At 73.4% G+C, this 19,438-nt stretch carries 1 protein-coding gene (running past one end of the window); it reads left to right on the top strand.

All coding sequences use genetic code 11. The annotated features are described in order from the left end of the window. On the top strand, positions 1-19,438 hold the 3' portion of the coding sequence (locus AB0K17_RS15480) for an SDR family NAD(P)-dependent oxidoreductase (RefSeq protein ID WP_365983211.1). 12,110 nt of this gene lie to the left of the window's left edge; 19,438 of the gene's 31,548 nt are visible here — the last part of the coding sequence; its start codon lies off the left edge, out of view; it ends in the stop codon at positions 19,436-19,438.

Here is a 19,438-nt window from a genome sequence, read left to right as displayed (position 1 = left end):
CGGAAAGCGCGCCTTCCTCTTCTCCGGCCAGGGCGCGCAGCGCCTGGGCGCGGGCCGGGAGCTGTACGCCCGACACCCCGTCTTCGCCGCGGCACTGGACGCCGTCCTCGACGGGCTCGACACCCACCTGGCCGGGCACCTGGAGCGGCCCGTCCGCGACGTCCTGTGGGGCGACGACGCCGAGCTCCTCGACCGCACGGCCTACGCGCAGACCGCGCTGTTCGCCCTCGAAGTGGCGCTGTTCCGGCTGGTGGAGTCCTGGGGCGTGCGCCCCGACCTGCTGCTCGGCCATTCGGTCGGCGAGATCGCGGCGGCCCACGTCGCCGGCGTGCTGTCCCTGCCCGACGCCTGCCGCCTGGTCGCCGCCCGTGCCCGCCTGATGCAGGCCCTTCCGGCCGGCGGGGCCATGGCGGCCGTGCGCGCCACCGAGGACGAGGTACGGCCCCTGCTGACCGGCGACGTGGCGATCGCCGCCGTCAACGGCCCCTCCGCCGTCGTCGTTTCCGGTACCGAGGAGGCCGTCGAGGCCGTCTGCGCCCACCTGGAGGCCGATGGCCGCCGGACCACGCGCCTGCGGGTCTCGCACGCCTTCCACTCGCCGCTGATGGAGCCGATGCTCGCCGACTTCCGCGCGGTCGCCGAGGGCCTGGCCTACGCCGCGCCCACCGTGCCGGTCGTCTCCGACGTCACCGGCACGATCGCCACCGAGGCACAGCTGTGCTCCCCCGAGTACTGGGTCACCCACGTCCGCGAAGCCGTGCGCTTCGCCGACGGGGTACGGACCCTGCGGACCGCCGGCGTCACCACCTGCCTCGAACTCGGCCCCGACGGCGCCCTGTCCGCTCTCGCCGCCGAATCCTTCGACCCCTCCGACTCCTCCGACTCCTTCGAGGGCGGGCCCGCCGTCCTCGTCCCCGTCCTGCGCAAGGGCCGGGACGAGGAGACGACGCTCCTCGGCGCCCTCGCCCGGCTCCACGCCCACGGCACCGAACCCGACTGGAACGCCGTGTTCGCCGCCACCGGTGCCCGGCAGGTCGACCTGCCGACGTACGCCTTCCAGCGGCGCCGCTACTGGCCCGCGCCCTCGCAGACCACCCGCGCCGGCGAGGTGCGCCACGCCGGCCTGGGCGCCGCCCGGCACCCCATGCTCGGCGCGGCCGTCGAACTCGCCGACGGCGAGGGCCACCTGCTCACGGGCCGGCTCTCCGTCACGTCCCACCCCTGGCTCGCCGACCACGTCGTCCGCGGATCCGTGCTGGTGCCCGGCACGGGGCTGCTGGAGCTGGCCGTACGGGCCGGTGACGAGGTCGGGTGCGGCCTCGTCGAGGAACTGACCCTCACCGCCCCGCTCCTGCTGCCCGCGACGGGCGGCGGCGTCCTCCTCCAGGTGCGCGTCGGCGCCCCCGACGACACCGGACGACGGACGCTCGGCATCCACTCCCGCCCCGAGGACCCCGTCGACGCCCCCTGGACCCAGCACGCCGAGGGCGTCCTCGCCCCCGCCGCCGTCCCCGCCCCGCAGCCCGACACCTCCGTCTGGCCGCCCGCGGACGCCACGGAACTGACCGTCGAGGGCGCGTACGACACCTTCGCCGAGCACGGCTACGGCTACGGACCGCTCTTCCGCGGCCTGCGCGCCGCCTGGCAGCGTGGTGACGAGCTCTTCGCCGAGGTCGCCCTGCCGGAGGGCGCGGCGGACGAGGCCGGTCGCTTCGGCCTGCACCCGGCCCTGCTCGACGCGGCGATGCACGCGGCGATCCTGGCCGGCGACGCCGAAGGGACGATGATCCCCTTCGCCTGGAGCGAGGTGTCCCTGCACGCGGAGGGCGCCGCGGCGGTCCGCGTACGCCTGTCCCGTCTGCCGGACGGTGCCCTGGCCCTGCAGATCACCGACCCGGCCGGCGCGCCGGTGCTGTCGGTGGGCTCGGTGGCGGGCCGCCCGGTCTCCGACGACCAGCTGGGCGCGGCCGCGGCCCGCACGGCGCAGACGCTGTACGGCATCGCATGGCACTCCCCGGCCACTCGCGCGCCCGAGCCCGTGGCCGACGGAACGGTCGTCCTCGACTGCGGTGCCACGCCGCCCGGCGACGTACCCGACGCCGTACGCACCCTCACGCACCGCGTCCTGGACACCGTGCAGGAGTGGCTGGCGGTGGAGCGCGGTGCGGGTGAGCGGTTGGTCGTGGTGACGCGTGGTGCGGTTGCGACGGCTGATGACGAGCTCATTGATGTGGTCCAGGCTCCGGTGTGGGGTCTGGTGCGGGCTGCCCAGGCGGAGAATCCCGGTCGGTTCGTGCTGGTGGACGTGGACGCCTCGGTGGAGCCGGATGATGCCGTCGATGCGGCGCTGGCGTCGGGGGAACCCGAGTTGGCCCTGCGTGCGGGTGAGGTGCGGGTGCCGAGGCTGGTGCGCCTGGCACCGGCGGCCGATGAGGAAGTGTCGTTCGATGCCGAGGGTGTGGTGCTGATCACCGGTGGTACCGGTGGTCTGGGCGCTGTCGTGGCCCGCTTCCTGGTGGCCGAGCGCGGTGTACGGCATCTGGTGTTGGCGGGCCGGCGTGGCCTGGAGGCGCCGGGTGCGGTGGAGTTGCGTGAGGAGTTGTCCGGGCTCGGTGCGCAGAGTGTGCGGATCGAGGCGTGTGACGTCTCCGATCGTGCGGCTTTGACTGCTCTGGTCGCCGGCATCACCGCCGAGCGCCCCCTGACCGGCGTCGTCCACGCCGCCGGCATCGGCGACAACGGTCTGGTGCAGGCCCTGACCCCCGAGCGCATGGACGCCGTCCTGGCTCCGAAGGCGGATGCGGCCTGGTGGCTGCACGAGCTGACCAAGGACATGGACCTGGCAGCGTTTGTGTTGTTCTCGTCCGCCGGTGGCCTGGTGCTGACGGCCGGTCAGGGCAACTACGCCGCCGCCAACGTCTTCCTCGACGGTCTCGCGCAGCACCGCCGGGCGCAGGGGCTGCCGGCCACGTCCATGGCCTTCGGCCTGTGGGACGTGGGTGCCGGGCTCGGGCAGTACCTCAGCGACATCGACCGCAAGCGCATGGCGACGCAAGGCGTCCCGGTGCTGACGCACGACGCCGGGCTGGCGCTGTTCGCGGCGGGTCTGCGGTCGGAGCGCGCCACCGTCGTACCCGTCCAGGTGGACACGGCGGCCCTGCGCACCCGCACCGACGAGATCCCCGCCCTCCTGCGCGGCCTGGCGCCGCGTGCCCGCAGGGCCGCGGCCGCCGCGGCCCCCGCGCCGGAGGCCGGCCTGACCCGGCAGCTCGCCGGGCTCACCGAAGGCGAGCGGCGCCGGGCGATCCTGCAGATCGTCCGCACGCAGGTCGCGGCCGTCCTCGGGCACGCGTCGGCGGAGGCCATCGGGCCCGACAGGGCCTTCCAGGAGCTCGGTTTCGACTCCCTGGCCGCCACCGAGCTGCGCAACCAGCTCAACCGCGCCACCGGCCTGCGCCTGCCCGCCACCCTCGTCTTCGACCACCCCAACTCGCGTGCCGTCGGCGAGCACATCGCCGGCCTCCTCGCCGGCACGGACACCGCCGACGTCGCCGACGCCGCTGCCCTCGCGCGTACGCCCGGGGCCCCGGCGGACGACGAGCCGATCGCCATCATCGGCATGGCCTGCCGCTACCCGGGCGGCGTGACCAGCCCCGAGGAGCTGTGGAAGCTCGTCGCCGACGGCGTCGACACCCTCTCCGAGCTGCCCGGCGACCGCGGCTGGAACCTCGCCGACCTCTACGACCCCGAGCCCGGCAAGGAAGGCAGGAGCTACACCCGCCACGGCAGCTTCCTGCACGACGCCGCCGACTTCGACCCCGGCTTCTTCGGCATCTCGCCGCGCGAGGCCACCTACATGGACCCGCAGCAGCGCCTGCTGCTGGAGACGTCCTGGGAGGCGATCGAGCGGGCCGGCATCGACCCGACCTCGCTCAAGGGCAGCGACACCGGCGTCTTCTCCGGCGTCATGTACCACGACTACGCCCTGAACGTCTCGCCCTCCGGCACCAGCGGCGGCAGCGTCGTCTCCGGCCGCGTCTCCTACACCTTCGGGTTCGAGGGGCCCGCGGTCACGGTCGACACCGCCTGCTCGTCCTCGCTCGTCGCCCTGCACCTCGCCGTCCGGGCGCTGCGCTCGGGCGAGTGCTCGCTGGCCCTGGCCGGCGGCGCCACGGTGATGTCCACGCCGGGCATGTTCATCGAGTTCAGCCGGCAGCGCGGCCTGTCGCCCGACGGCCGCTGCAAGGCCTTCGCCGGCGCCGCCGACGGCGTCGGCTGGTCGGAGGGCGCGGGCGTCCTCCTCGTCGAACGCCTCTCGGACGCCCTGCGCAACGGCCACCGCGTCCTCGCCGTCGTGCGCGGCACGGCGGTCAACCAGGACGGCGCGAGCAACGGCTTCTCCGCCCCCAACGGCCCCTCGCAGCAGCGGGTCATCCGCCAGGCCCTGGCCGGCGCCGGACTGCCGGCGTCCGAGGTGGACGCGGTGGAGGCGCACGGTACGGGGACGACGCTGGGCGACCCCATCGAGGCGCAGGCCCTGATCGCCACGTACGGCCAGGACCGGCCGGCCGACCGGCCGCTGTGGCTGGGCTCGATCAAGTCCAACATCGGCCACGCCCAGGCCGCCGCCGGCGTCGCCGGCGTCATGAAGATGGTCATGGCGATGCAGGAGGGCGTCCTGCCCCGCACCCTGCACGTCGACGAGCCCTCCCCGCACGTCGACTGGACCGCCGGCGCCGTCGAACTCCTCACCGAGGCCCGGCCCTGGCCGGAGACCGGACGCCGGCGCCGCGCCGCCGTCTCCGCGTTCGGCATCAGCGGCACCAACGCCCACGTCGTCATCGAACAGGGCCCGCAGCCGCAACCGCCCGCAGCGGAAGCCGTCGGCACTCCCGGCACGGACGTCCTCCCGTGGCCGGTCAGCGCCGCCACCCCGCAGGCGCTGCGCGCCCAGGCGGAGCGGCTCCACACCCACCTCGCGGCCCGCCCCGAACTCGATCCCGAGCGGATCGCCCGCTCGCTGGCCACGTCCCGCGCCGCACTCGAACACCGCGCGGTCGTCGTCGGCACGGACCGCGACCAGCTCCTGCGCGGCCTCGCGGCCCTCGCCCACGACGAGCCGACCTCGGCCGTCGTCACGGCGACGGCACGCCCCGACGACTCGACGGCGTTCCTGTTCACGGGTCAGGGTGCGCAGCGGTTGGGGATGGGGCGTGAGTTGTACGAGCGCTTCCCCGTTTTCGCCGGGGCGTTCGATGCGGTGTGTGCGGTGCTGGACGAGCACCTCGACCGTCCCCTGCGCGAGGTCGTCTGGGGCGAGGATGAGGAGCTGCTGAACCGCACGGTGTATGCCCAGGCGGGGCTTTTTGCGGTCGAGGTCGCCCTGTTCCGGCTGGTGGAGTCGTGGGGTGTGCGTGCGGATTACGTTGCTGGTCATTCGATCGGTGAGGTGGCGGCGGCGTATGTGGCCGGGGTCTTCTCGCTGGCGGATGCGTGTGCGTTGGTGGCTGCGCGGGGTCGCTTGATGCAGGCGCTGCCTGCGGGTGGCGCGATGGTGGCCGTCGAGGCTACGGAGGCCGAGGTGCTGCCGTACCTGACCGACGAGGTGTCGATCGCGGCGATCAACGGCCCGTCGTCCGTCGTGGTGTCGGGTGCCGAGGCGGCGGTGCTGGAAGTGGCCGCCCGCTTCGAGGCCGAGGGGCGCAGGACGAGTCGTCTGCGCGTCTCGCACGCCTTCCATTCACCGTTGATGGAACCGATGCTGGAGGACTTCCGCGAGGTCGTCTCGGAGCTCGCTTTCACCGCTCCCTCGATACCCGTGGCGTCCAACCTGACCGGCGCCCTCGCCACCTCCGACGAGCTCACCTCCCCGTCGTACTGGGTCGACCACGTCCGCCGAGCCGTCCGCTTCGCCGACGCCGTACGGGCCCTGCACGCCGACGGCGTGACGCGGTTCGTCGAGCTCGGGCCGGACGCCGTGCTGAGCGGCATGGCCGAGGCGGCGCTGGAGCCGGAGGGCGACGCCCCGGGCCCGGTGGCCGTACCGTTCCTGCGCAAGGGCAGGGACGAGGCCGCCACCGCCGTGGCCGCCGTCGCCCGCCTGCACGCCCACGGCGTGCCCGTCGACTGGCACGCCTTCTTCGCCCGGCCCGCGACCGGTGACTCCACGACGAGTGGTGCCGCATCGCAGCCGGTCGACCTGCCGACCTACGCCTTCCAGCGGCAGCGCTACTGGGTGAACGCCACCACCGGCACGGCCGACCTGGGTTCGGCCGGCATGGAAGCGGTGACGCACCCGCTGCTGGGCGCCGTGGTGCGGCTCCCGGAGTCCGACGGGGTCGTCCTCACCGGCCGCCTGTCGCTCTCCTCGCACCCCTGGCTCGCCGACCACGCCGTCAAGGGCACGGTGCTGCTGCCGGGCACCGGGCTGGTGGAACTCGCCGTACGGGCGGGTGACGAGGCCGGCTGCGCCGCGCTGGAAGAGCTGACGCTCGCCGCGCCGCTGGTGCTGCCCGAGCACGGCGCCGTCCACGTCCGGGTCGTCGTCGGCCCGGCGGAGACGGAGGCCGAGGCAGGGGCAGGGGCGGTGGCCGGTCGTCGGCCGGTCGCCATCCACTCCCGCCCCGACGGCGCCCCGGACGGGGCCTGGACACGGCACGCGTCCGGCTTCCTCACCCCGGCCGCCGCAGGCGCCCCCACCACCGGCGAACCGGCGGCCGTCGCCTGGCCGCCCGCCGGCGCCGAGCAGGTGCCGTTGGAGGGCGCGTACGAGACGCTGCAGCAGCACGGCTACGACTACGGCCCCGTCTTCCAGGGCCTGCGCGCCGCCTGGCGCCGGGGTGACGAGCTCTTCGCCGAGGTCGCCCTGCCGGAGAGCGCGGCGGACGAGGCCGGTCGCTTCGGTCTGCACCCGGCCCTGCTCGACGCGGCGATGCACGCGGCGATCCTCGTCGGCGACGCCGACGAGACGATGATCCCCTTCGCCTGGAACGATGTGACGCTGCACGCCGTCGGCGCGCCCGCCGTCCGCGTGCGCCTCTCCCAGGTCGAGAACGGCGGACTGGCCCTGGCCGTCACCGACACCACGGGCCGCCCGGTGCTGTCCGTCGGCTCGATGGTCGGCCGACCGGTCTCCGCCGACCAGCTGGAGTCCGCGGAGGGCGGCGCGAAGCTGCCGCTGTACGGGATCGAGTGGCCGGCCCTGCCCGTCACCTCCGACAGCGGTACCGTCCCGGCCACCGAACCGCAGCTGCTCGACCTCACGCAGCTTGCTTCCGACGCCGCCGACGAGGTACCCGGTGGGGTGCGAACCGTCATGGACCGCGTGCTGCAGGCGGTACGCGAGTGGCTGGCGGTGGAGCGTGAGGCGGGTGAGCGGTTGGTCGTGGTGACGCGTGGTGCGGTTGCGACGGCCGACGACGAGCTCGTCGATGTGGTGCAGGCTCCGGTGTGGGGTCTGGTGCGGGCCGCCGAGGCGGAGAACCCCGGGCGGTTCGTGCTGGTCGACGTCGACGACTCGGTGGAGCCTGCTGCTGCCGTCGATGCGGCGCAGGCCTCGGGCGAAACCGAGCTGGCCCTGCGTGCGGGTGAGGTGCGGGTGCCGAGGCTGGTGCGCCTGGCGCCGGTAGCCGCCGACGGGGCGTCGTTCGACGCCGAGGGTGCGGTGCTGATCACCGGTGGTACGGGTGGCCTGGGTGCTGTGGTGGCTCGCTACCTGGTGGCCGAACGCGGTGTACGGCACCTGGTGCTGGTGGGCCGGCGCGGCCCGGAGGCGCCGGGCGCGAGGGAGTTGCGCGAGGCGCTGGCCGAGCTGGGTGCGCAGAGTGTGCGGATCGAGGCGTGTGACGTCTCCGATCGTGCGGCTCTGACTGCTCTGGTTGCCGGCATCACCGCCGAACGCCCCCTGACCGGCGTCGTCCACGCCGCGGGCGTGGGTGACAGCGCCCTCGTCGACGCGCTGACCACCGAACAGGTCGACACCGTCCTGGCTCCGAAGGCGGATGCGGCCTGGTGGCTGCACGAGCTGACCCGGGACATGGACCTGGCGGCGTTTGTGCTGTTCTCGTCGGCCGGTGGCCTGGTGCTGACGGCCGGTCAGGGCAACTACGCCGCCGCCAACGTCTTCCTCGACGGTCTCGCCCAGCACCGCCGGGCGCAGGGGCTGCCGGCCACGTCCATGGCCTTCGGCCTGTGGGAGGTCGGTGCCGGTCTCGGGCAGTACCTCAGCGACATCGACCGCAAGCGCATGGCCACCCAGGGCGTCCCCGCCCTCGGCCACGCGGAGGGCACGGCCCTGTTCGCGGAAGGCCTGCGGTCCGAGCGCGCCACCGTCGTACCCATCCGGGTCGACACCACCGCCCTGCGCACCCGCACCGACGAGATCCCCGCCCTCCTGCGCGGGCTCGTACCCGCCGCGCGCCGCACCGCGACCGCTGCCGACGCGGCCCCCGGGGCCGCCGGCCTCGCGCAGCGTCTGGCGGGCCTGACGCCCGCCGAGCGGCGCCGGGCGATCCTGCAGATCGTCCGCACGCAGGTTGCGGCCGTCCTCGGGCACGCGTCGGCGGAGGCCATCGGACCGGACAAGGCGTTCCAGGAGCTCGGTTTCGACTCCCTGGCCGCCACCGAGCTGCGCAACCAGCTCAACCGCGCCACCGGCCTGCGCCTGCCCGCCACCCTCGTCTTCGACCACCCCAACTCGGAGGCGGTGACCGGCCACATCGAGGAGCAGCTCGCCCCGCTGCCGGTCGCCGGCGAAGCCGCGCCCGCGCGGTCCGCCGAGGACGAGGTCCGGCAGGCCCTGCAGACCATCCCCACCCGCCGCCTGCGCGACGCCGGCCTGATGGAGAGCCTCCTGGAGCTGGCCGACGCGACGGTCCGCGGGACGGTCGACGAGCCGGAGGACGAGGAACTCCTCGTCCCGGACGGTGACGACTCCACGGACGGCGGCGACGCACTGCTCGCCGCCCGCCGCGAGACCGTCCGGCTGCGCGCCGAGAACCGCAAGTTGTCCGCCGCCCAGTACGAGCCGATCGCCATCGTCGGCATGGCCTGCCGCTACCCCGGCGGCGTCACCAGCCCCGAGGACCTGTGGCACCTGGTGACGACCGGCAGTGACGCCGTCTCCGGCTTCCCGGACGACCGCGGCTGGGAGGGCTTCCCGGACACCGGGCAGTACCCCCACCTCGGCGGATTCCTCGACCGGGCCGCCGACTTCGACCCCGGCTTCTTCGGGATCTCCCCGCGCGAGGCCCTCGCCATGGACCCGCAGCAGCGCCTCACCCTCGAACTGTCGTGGGAGGCCCTGGAGCGGGCCGGCATCGACCCCACCTCGCTGCGCGGCACCCGCACCGGCGTCTTCGCCGGTGTGATGTACCACGACTACCCCGGCAGCGACGGCAACGGCAGCGTGGTCTCCGGCCGCGTCTCGTACAAGCTCGGCCTGGAGGGCCCCGCCGTCTCGGTCGACACCGCCTGCTCGTCGTCCCTGGTGGCCCTGCACCTCGCCGTCCAGGCCCTGCGCCAGGGCGACTGCTCGCTGGCGGTCACGGGCGGTGTGACGGTGCTGTCCACGCCCGGCGTCTTCGCCGAGTTCGGACGCCAGGGCGCCCTCTCGGCCGACGGCAGGTGCAAGTCCTTCGCCTCGGCGGCCGACGGCACCGGCTTCTCCGAGGGCGCGGGCTTCCTGGTGGTCGAGCGGCTGTCCGACGCCGTGCGCAACGGGCACCCGGTCCTGGCCGTCGTCCGCGGCACCGCCGTCAACCAGGACGGCGCCTCCAACGGTCTGACCGCCCCCAACGGGCCCGCACAGCGCCGCGTCATCCGCCAGGCCCTGGCCAACGCCCGTCTCTCCGCCGACCAGATCGACGCCGTCGAGGCGCACGGTACGGGGACGACGCTGGGCGACCCCATCGAGGCGCAGGCGCTGCTCGCCACCTACGGCCAGGACCGCGAGACGGACCGGCCGCTGTGGCTGGGCTCGGTGAAGTCCAACATCGGCCACACGCAGGCCGCGGCCGGCGTCGCCGGTGTCATCAAGATGGTGATGGCCATGCGCCACGGCGTCCTGCCGCCCACGCTGCACGTCGACGCCCCCTCCGAGAAGGTCGACTGGACGGCCGGCGCCGTCGAGCTGCTGACCGAGACCCGCGAGTGGACCCCGGCCGCCCCCGGCCGGCCCCGCCGGGCAGGCGTGTCGTCGTTCGGCATCAGCGGCACCAACGCCCACGTCCTGGTCGAACAGGCGCCGGAGGCCGGTGCCGACAGCACCGAGGAGCCCACGGTGACTCCGGGCGTCCTGCCCTGGATCCTCTCGGCCCACGACCGGACCGCCCTCCTCGCGCAGGCACAGCGCCTCCTGGACGGCCCCGGCCGCGAGCTGGACCCGCTGGACGTGGCCTACTCGCTGGCCACGTCACGGGCCGCACTGGAACAGCGCGTGGCCGTCGTGGGCACGACCAGGGACGACCTCCTGGCCGCCCTGGCCGCCGTCACCCGCGGCGAGACCCCCGTCGACCGTATGCAGACGGACGGCCTCCAGGCGTTCCTGTTCACGGGTCAGGGTGCGCAGCGGTTGGGGATGGGGCGTGAGTTGTACGAGCGCTTCCCCGTTTTCGCCGAGGCGTTCGATGCGGTGTGCGCGGGTCTGGACGAGCACCTTGAGCTGCCGGTGCGTGAGGTGGTGTGGGGTGAGGACGAGGAGCTCCTGAACCGCACGGTGTACGCGCAGGCGGGCTTGTTCGCGCTGGAAGTGGCGCTCTTCAGGCTGGTGGAGTCGTGGGGTGTGCGCCCGGATTACGTTGCTGGTCATTCGATCGGTGAGGTGGCGGCGGCGTATGTGGCCGGGGTCTTCTCGCTGGCGGATGCGTGTGCGTTGGTGGCTGCGCGGGGTCGCTTGATGCAGGCGCTGCCTGCGGGTGGCGCGATGGTGGCCGTCGAGGCTACGGAGGCCGAGGTGCTGCCGTACCTGACCGACGAGGTGTCGATCGCGGCGATCAACGGCCCGTCGGCCGTCGTGGTGTCGGGCGCCGAGGCGGCCGTGCTGGAGCTTGCCGCCCGCTTCGAGGCCGAGGGGCGCAGGACGAGCCGGCTGCGCGTCTCGCACGCCTTCCATTCACCGTTGATGGAACCGATGCTGGAGGACTTCCGCCGGGTGGTGGAGCGCCTCGCGTTCGGTACTCCGCAGCTGCCCGTGGTGTCCAACGTGACGGGCCGCCTGGCCTCCGCCGAGGAGCTGGGGTCGGCCGACTACTGGGTCACCCATGTCCGAGAGGCGGTCCGCTTCTCCGAGGGCGTCGGCACGCTTCAGGCGGAAGGGGTGAGGCGGTTCCTCGAGCTCGGCCCCGACGGGGTGCTGTCGGCGATGGCCCAGGAATCCCTGACCGGAGCCGAGACCGTCCTGATCCCCGCACTGCGCAAGCGCGGCGCGGAGGAATCGGCGATCGTGGACGCCCTGGCACGCCTGCACGTCACCGGCGGGCGCGTCGACTGGGCCGCGTTCTTCACCGGCACCGGTGCACGCCGCGTGGACCTGCCGACGTACCCGTTCCAGCACCAGCGCTTCTGGCCGGCCGTCATGACGCCGGACGGCAACGCCAACTCCGTCGAGCACCCTCTGCTCAACGGCATGGTCACCCTGGCAGGTTCCGACGGCTTCCTGCTCACGGGACGCCTGTCGGCTCGCTCGCACGCCTGGCTGGCGGATCACGTGGTGATGGGTTCGGTGCTGGTGCCGGGCACGGCACTGGTGGAACTGGCCTTGCACGCCGGTGACGAGGCGGGTTGCGGTGTGGTGGAGGAGTTGACGCTTGCCGCGCCGCTGGTTCTGCCCGAGCAGGGTGCGGGTGTGCAGGTGCAGGTGTGGGTCGGTGAAGCGGACGAGACCGGTCGCCGGGCCGTGACGATCCACTCCCGCACGGGCGAGGAGCCCTGGACGCTCCACGCGAACGGTGTGGTGGCCGAAGGCTCGACCGCCCAGGCGTTCGAGGCCGAGGTGTGGCCGCCCACGGGCGCGGAGGCCATGGACGTCTCCGACTGCTACGAGCGGTTCGCAGAAGCCGGGTTCGCCTACGGCCCGGCGTTCCAGGGCCTGCGGGCCGCCTGGCGCCTGGGCGAGGACGTCTACGCCGAGGTGGCGCTGCCGGAGGGCGTCGAGGCGGGTGCGTACGGTCTGCACCCGGCTCTCTTCGACGCCGCCCTCCACGCCGCCGCCGTCGGCGGCGACGATGACGGGGGAGTGCCGTTCTCCTGGACGGGCGTTGCTCTGCACGCCACCGGTGCCGCTGCCGTACGGGTCCGCATCCGGCCCGCCGCCAACGGCGTCGAGGTGGCGATCGCCGACACCACCGGCGCGCCCGTCGCGTCCGTGGAGTCGCTCGTCGTCCGTCCCGTCTCGGCGGACCGGCTGCGGACCGCCGGACGCGATTCCCTCTTCACGGTCGAGTGGACCGCGGTTCCCTCGGGTGAGGAATCCGTCGAATCGCTGAATGTGCTGGAACTCGACGACGCCGCTTCCCTCACCGACGCGACCGACGTCCCGGACGTCGTCGTGGCCCGGATGCCCGCGTCCTCGGACGCGGACGCGGAGGTGGCCACCGCCGTCCACGAGGCGACGACCCGTGTCCTCGGGACGATCCAGGCGTGGCTTGCGGACGAACGGTTCGCCGCATCGCGCCTCGTCTTCCTGACGCAGGGCGCCACGACCGGCACCGACCTCGCCGCTGCCGCCGCATGGGGCCTGGTCCGTTCGGCGCAGTCCGAGCACCCCGGCCGCTTCGGCCTGATCGACGTCGACGGTGCTGCTCTTCCCGACGAGCGGACGCTGGCCCGGGCGCTGGCCACCGACGAGCCCCAGCTGCTCATCGGCACTGACGGCGACCTCCGCGCGGCCCGGCTGGCCTGCGTCCCGTCCGCCGCATCCGCGGCCGACAGGACCTGGGATCCGGAGGGTACGGTCCTGATCACGGGTGGTACCGGTGGTCTGGGGCGGATCGTGGCCCGGCACTTGGCGGCTCGCGCCGATGTGCGCAACCTTCTGCTGGTGTCCCGTAGCGGTCCGGACGCCGAGGGCGTGCAGGAGTTGTTGGCTGAGCTCACGGCGGAGTACGGCGTCACCGCCGCGGCGGAGGCTGCCGATGTCACGGACGAGGCTGCTGTGGCGGGGCTGTTCGCCCGGCATCGCATCACCGCTGTCGTCCATACGGCGGGCGTTCTGGACGACGGTGTGGTGGAGTCGCTGACGCCGGAGCGGATGGCCCGGGTGCTGCGGCCGAAGGCCGACGCCGCCTGGCACCTCCACCGGGCCACGGAGAGCCTCGACCTCGATGCCTTCGTCGTCTTCTCCTCCGTCGCCGGCACGCTGGGCAGCCCCGGTCAGGGCAACTACGCGGCGGGCAACGCCTTCCTCGACGCCCTGGCCGTCCACCGGCGTACCGCCGGCCTGCCCGCCGTCTCCCTCGCCTGGGGCCCCTGGGCCCGGGGCAGCGGGATGACGGAGGCGCTGAGCGAGGCCGAGATCGAGCGGATGACGCGAGCCGGCATGCCGCCGCTGTCCGTCGAAGAGGGGCTCGGGCTGTTCGACGCCGCGGTCACGACCGTCACCGAACCGTCGGTGCTGCCGGTGCGCCTGGACCTCGCAGCCGTGCGGGCACAGGCCACGGACGTACCGCCGCTGCTGCGCGGCCTGGTCCGTACGCGCGCCCTGCGCCGTGCGGGCACCGCGGCCGCCACGTCCGGACTGGGCCGGCGCCTGGCCGCGCTGGGCGCCGTCGAGCGCCGCGAAGCGCTGCTCGACGCCGTGCGGGGGCAGATAGCCGCCGTACTCGGTCACGCGAGCGCCATGGACGTCGACCCGAGCCGGGCCTTCCAGGATCTCGGCTTCGACTCCCTGACTGCCGTCGAGCTGCGCAATCGCCTCGGCTCGGTGACGGGTCTGCGGCTGCCTGCCACGCTGGTCTTCGACTATCCGACGGCTGACGCGCTGGTGTCCTTCCTGCTGGACGAACTCTTCGGGGCCGAGACGGCGCCGGAGGCGGTGACGCCGTCGGCGGTGCTGCCGGCGGTGGCGGACGACCCGATCGTGATCGTCGGCATGAGCTGCCGCTACCCGGGCGGGGTCGCCTCGCCCGAGGACCTGTGGCGGCTGGTGTCGGAGGGGGTGGATGCGGTGTCGGGCTTCCCGACCGATCGCGGCTGGGACCTGGAGGAGCTCTACCACCCCGACCCCGCCCACACCGGCACGGTCTACACCCGCGAGGGCGGATTCCTGCGGGACGCCGCCGAGTTCGACCCGGCGTTCTTCGGCATGAGCCCGCGCGAGGCGCTGGCCACCGACGCCCAGCAGCGCCTGCTGCTGGAGGCGACGTGGGAGGCCGTCGAGCGGGCGGGCATCGACCCGACCGCCCTGCGCGGCAGCCGGACCGGCGTCTTCGCGGGCGTCATGTACAACGACTACGCCAACCTCCTCTCCGGCGCCGAGTTCGAGGGCTACCAGGGCAGCGGGAGTGCGGGCAGCGTCGCCTCGGGCCGTGTCTCGTACACCTTCGGCTTCGAGGGTCCTGCGGTGACGGTGGACACGGCGTGTTCGTCGTCGCTGGTGGCGCTGCACCTGGCCGCGCAGGCGCTGCGGTCGGGGGAGTGTTCGCTGGCGGTGGCCGGTGGTGTGACGGTGATGTCGACGCCGACGACGTTCGTGGAGTTCTCGCGTCAGCGGGGGCTTTCGCCGGACGGGCGTTCCAAGGCCTTTGCCGATGCCGCGGACGGTGTCGGCTGGTCGGAGGGTGTGGGCATGCTGGTGCTGGAGCGGTTGTCGGATGCCCGGCGGAACGGTCACCGGGTGCTGGCGGTCGTGCGGGGCTCGGCGGTCAACCAGGACGGTGCGTCGAACGGTCTGACGGCGCCCAATGGCCCGTCCCAGCAGCGGGTGATCCGCCAGGCGCTGGCCGCCGCCGGCCTGTCGACCGCCGACGTCGATGCCGTCGAGGCGCACGGCACCGGCACGACCCTCGGTGACCCGATCGAAGCCCAGGCCCTGATCGCCACGTACGGTCAGGACCGGCCGGCGGACCGGCCGCTCCTGCTCGGCTCGGTGAAGTCGAACCTCGGCCACACGCAGGCCGCGGCAGGCGTCGCGGGCATCATCAAGATGGTGATGGCGATGCAGGAGGGTGTCCTGCCGCGCACGCTGCACGTCGATGCACCGTCCACCCACGTCGACTGGACAGCCGGAGCGGTGGAACTGCTGACGGACGAGCGGCCTTGGACGGACACGGGCCGGCCGCGCCGGGCGGGCGTGTCCTCGTTCGGCATCAGCGGGACGAACGCCCACGTCATCCTGGAGCAGCCCGAGCCGGTGGAGACGCCGGCCGCGGCGGCGGAGGTGACGACGGGCGTGGTGCCCCTGGTGCTGTCCGGCAAGAGCGAGACCGCACTGCGCGCACAGGCGCAGCGCCTGGCCGCGTTCCTTGCGGAACACCCCGACCGGGACCTGACGGACGTCGGATTCTCGCTGGCCACCATGCGAGCGGCCTTCCAGCACCGTGCCGTGGTCCTCACCGCGCAGGACCGCCCGGCTGCCGTACGCGCGCTGTCCGCACTGGCAGCGGGCGAGGCCGCACCGGAGACGCTCGAAGCGCTGGCAGGCAACGGCAGGACGGCGTTCCTGTTCACGGGTCAGGGTGCGCAGCGGTTGGGGATGGGGCGTGAGTTGTATGCGCGCTTCCCGGTGTTTGCCGGGGCGTTCGATGCGGTGTGTGCGGTGCTGGACGGGCACCTCGACCGTCCCCTGCGCGAGGTCGTCTGGGGTGAGGACAAGGAGCTGCTGAACCGCACGGTGTATGCCCAGGCGGGCTTGTTCGCGCTGGAAGTGGCGCTGTTCAGGCTGGTGGAGTCGTGGGGCGTCCGTGCCGACTTCGTCGCCGGTCACTCGATCGGCGAGGTGGCGGCCGCACACGTGGCCGGCGTCTTCTCACTGGCCGACGCCAGTGCCCTCGTGGCTGCGCGCGGCCGCCTGATGCAGGCGCTGCCTGCAGGTGGTGCGATGGTCGCGGTGCAGGCGACGGAGGCCGAGGTGCTGCCCCACCTGACCGACGAGGTGTCCATCGCGGCCATCAACGGCCCGTCGTCCGTCGTCGTCTCGGGTACGGAGGAATCCGTCCTGGAGCTTGCCGCCCGCTTCGAGGCCGACGGACGGAAGACGAGTCGTCTGCGCGTCTCCCACGCATTCCACTCGCCGCTGATGGAACCGATGCTGGAGGACTTCCGCCAGGTCGTCGAGGGCCTCGCCTTCGCCGTCCCCCGGATCCCCGTGGTGTCGAACGTCACCGGCACCCTGGCCTCCGCCGAGGAGCTGGGATCGCCCGACTACTGGGTCACCCACGTTCGCGAGGCCGTGCGCTTCTCCGAGGGCGTCGGCACGCTGCAGGCGGAAGGGGTGAGGCGGTTCCTCGAGCTCGGCCCCGACGGGGTGCTGTCCGCCATGGCCCAGGAATCCCTGACCGAGGACGCCGTCCTGGTCCCGGTACTGCGCAGGAACAAGGACGAGGAATCCGCCGCGGTGAGCGCCCTGGCGCGGATGCACGCGCATGGGGCCACGGTCGACTGGGCCGCGTTCTTCGCAGGCACCGGTGCCCGGCCCGTGGACCTGCCGACGTATGCGTTCGAACACCGGCGGTTCTGGCCGGCGGGTGTGGTGGCGCGTGCGGGTGATGTGCGGTTCGCGGGTCTGTCGTCGGCCGAGCATCCGTTGTTGGGTGCGGCGGTGGAGCTGGTGAACACGGAGGGCTTCCTGTTCACGGGTCGGCTGTCCCTCCAGTCCCACCCGTGGCTGGCGGATCACGTCGTCATGGGTTCGGCGCTGGTGCCCGGCACGGCTCTGGTGGAACTGGCCCTGCGCGCCGGTGACGAGGCGGGTTGCAGCGTGGTGGAGGAGTTGACGCTTGCCGCGCCGCTGGTTCTGCCCGAGCAGGGTGCGGGTGTGCAGGTGCAGGTGTGGGTCGGTGAGGCGGACGAGACCGGTCGCCGGGCCGTGACGATCCACTCCCGTACGGGCGAGGAGCCCTGGACACTCCACGCCAGCGGCACGCTGGCCGGTGAGACCTCTACTTCTTCGTTCGATGCTTCGGTGTGGCCTCCGCAGGGTGCCGAGCCGGTCGATGTCTCCGATTGCTACGAGCAGTTCGCCGACGCCGGCTTCGCGTACGGTGCGGCGTTCCAGGGCCTGCAGGCAGCTTGGCGCCTGGGCGAGGACGTCTACGCCGACGTGGCACTCCCCGACGGCGTCGAAGCGGGCGCCTACGGTATGCATCCCGCCCTCTTCGACGCCGTCCTCCACGCTGTCGCCGCCGTCGGTGGTGACGGTGAGGGAGGGGTGCCGTTCTCCTGGACCGGGGTTGCTCTGCACGCCACCGGTGCCGCTGCCGTACGCGTCCGCATCCGGCCCGTCAACGGGGGAGTGGCGATAGCCGTCGCCGACACCGCCGGGGCGCCGGTTGCGTCCGTGGAGTCCCTGGTGGTTCGCCCCCTCGCCGCCGACCAGCTGCGTACGGCCGACCATGACGCCCTCTTCAAGCTGTCCTGGTCCTCCGTCCAGGTGCCGGCCGAGGCGGTCGTCGGTCCGCTGGTGGAGGTCGGTGCACTGGAAGACCTCGACCCGGCGGTCGAGGTCCCCGCTCACGTCGTGATGCAGCTCAAGGGTTCGGCGGAAGTGGTCGAATCCGTTCATGAGCTGACGGCTCGCGTGCTCGGGATCGTTCAGTCGTGGCTGTCCGACGACCGGTTTGCCGACTCCCGTCTGGTCTTCGTCACCCGAGGCGCCACCGACGGCGGCGACGTGGCGGCCGCCGCCGTGTGGGGTCTGGTCCGCTCGGCGCAGTCGGAGAACCCCGAGCGCTTCGTCCTCGTGGACCTGGTGGACTTGATGGATCAGGAGGACGACGGCGCCGAGCTGCCGTCCTTCCTCCCCCGGGCCCTCGCGCTGGACGAGCCGCAACTGGTCGTGCGGGCCGACGGCGACGTCCTCGCCGCGCGGCTCGGCCGGGTGCCGGTGACGGCGACGCAGCCGGAGCCGGAGGCGTGGGATCCGGAGGGTACGGTCCTGATCACGGGTGGTACCGGTGGTCTGGGTCGGATTGTGGCCCGGCATTTGGCGGCCCGTGCCGATGTGCGCAACCTGCTGTTGGTGTCCCGTAGCGGTCCGGACGCCGAGGGCGTGCGGGAGTTGTTGGCTGAGCTCAAGGCGGAGTATGGCGTCACCGCCGCCGTCGAAGCTGCCGACGTCACGGATGAGGCTGCTGTGACGGGGCTGTTCGCCCGGCATCGCATCACGGCCGTCGTCCATACGGCGGGCGTTCTGGACGACGGTGTGGTGGAGTCGCTGACGCCGGAGCGGATGGCTCGGGTGTTGCGGCCGAAGGTCGACGCCGCCTGGCACCTCCACCGTGCCACGGAGAGCCTCGACCTCGACGCCTTCGTCGTTTTCTCCTCCGCTGCCGGCACCTTCGGCACCCCCGGTCAGGGCAACTACGCGGCGGGCAACGCGTTCCTCGACGCTCTCGCCGTCCACCGGCGTACCGCCGGCCTGCCCGCCGCTTCCCTCGCCTGGGGCCCCTGGGCACAGGAGAACAGCGGCATGACGAGCACCCTGTCCGAGGCCGACAACCGGCGCATCGCCCGCACGGGCATGCCCGAACTGTCGGCGGAGGAGGGCGTGGCGCTGTTCGACACCGCGGTGTCGACGGCGGCGACGGAGCCGGTCACCGTGCCGGTGCGCCTGGACCTCGCGGCCCTCAGGGCCCGGGGCGAGGTGCCGCCGCTGCTGCGCGGCCTGGTCCGTACGCCGGCGCGGCGCGCCGCGGCCGGTGGTGCCGCCACGGCGGGTGCTGCGGCGGCCGGGCTGGCGCAGCAGCTGGCGGCGCTGTCCGGGGCCGAGGGGCGCGAGGTGCTGCTGGAGGCGGTCCGCGGTCAGATCGCGGTGGTCCTGGGCCACGAGGGTGCCGGGGAGGTGGAACCGGGGCGTGCCTTCCAGGATCTCGGCTTCGACTCCCTGACGGCCGTCGAACTGCGCAACCGCCTGAGCGCCCTGACCGGCGTGCGGCTGCCGGCGACGCTGCTGTTCGACTACCCGAACGCGGCCGAGCTGGTGGACCACCTGTACGCGCTGGTGGCGCCCGAGGCGGCGCGCTCGGGGGCGGACGCGGTGCTGGGCGAACTGGAGAAACTGGAGCGGGCGTTCGGCGAGCTGGAGGTCACCGAGGAGGTCCACGAGCAGATCGCGGGCCGCCTGGAGGTGCTGCGCTCGAAGTGGGGCGCCCTGCGGGCCTCCGGCCCGGCCGCCACGGCCGGGACGGGCGCCGGCGACGAGGCCGAGTTCGACTTCGAGTCGGCCTCCGACGAGGAGGTCTTCGACCTCCTGGACAACGAGCTGGGCCTGTCAGACGACGTCTGA

The sequence above is a fragment of the Streptomyces sp. NPDC049585 genome, assembly GCF_040675615.1.
GTDB classification, from domain to species: Bacteria; Actinomycetota; Actinomycetes; order Streptomycetales; family Streptomycetaceae; genus Streptomyces; species Streptomyces luteosporeus.
This window is presented reverse-complemented; position numbering and strand designations above follow the sequence as displayed.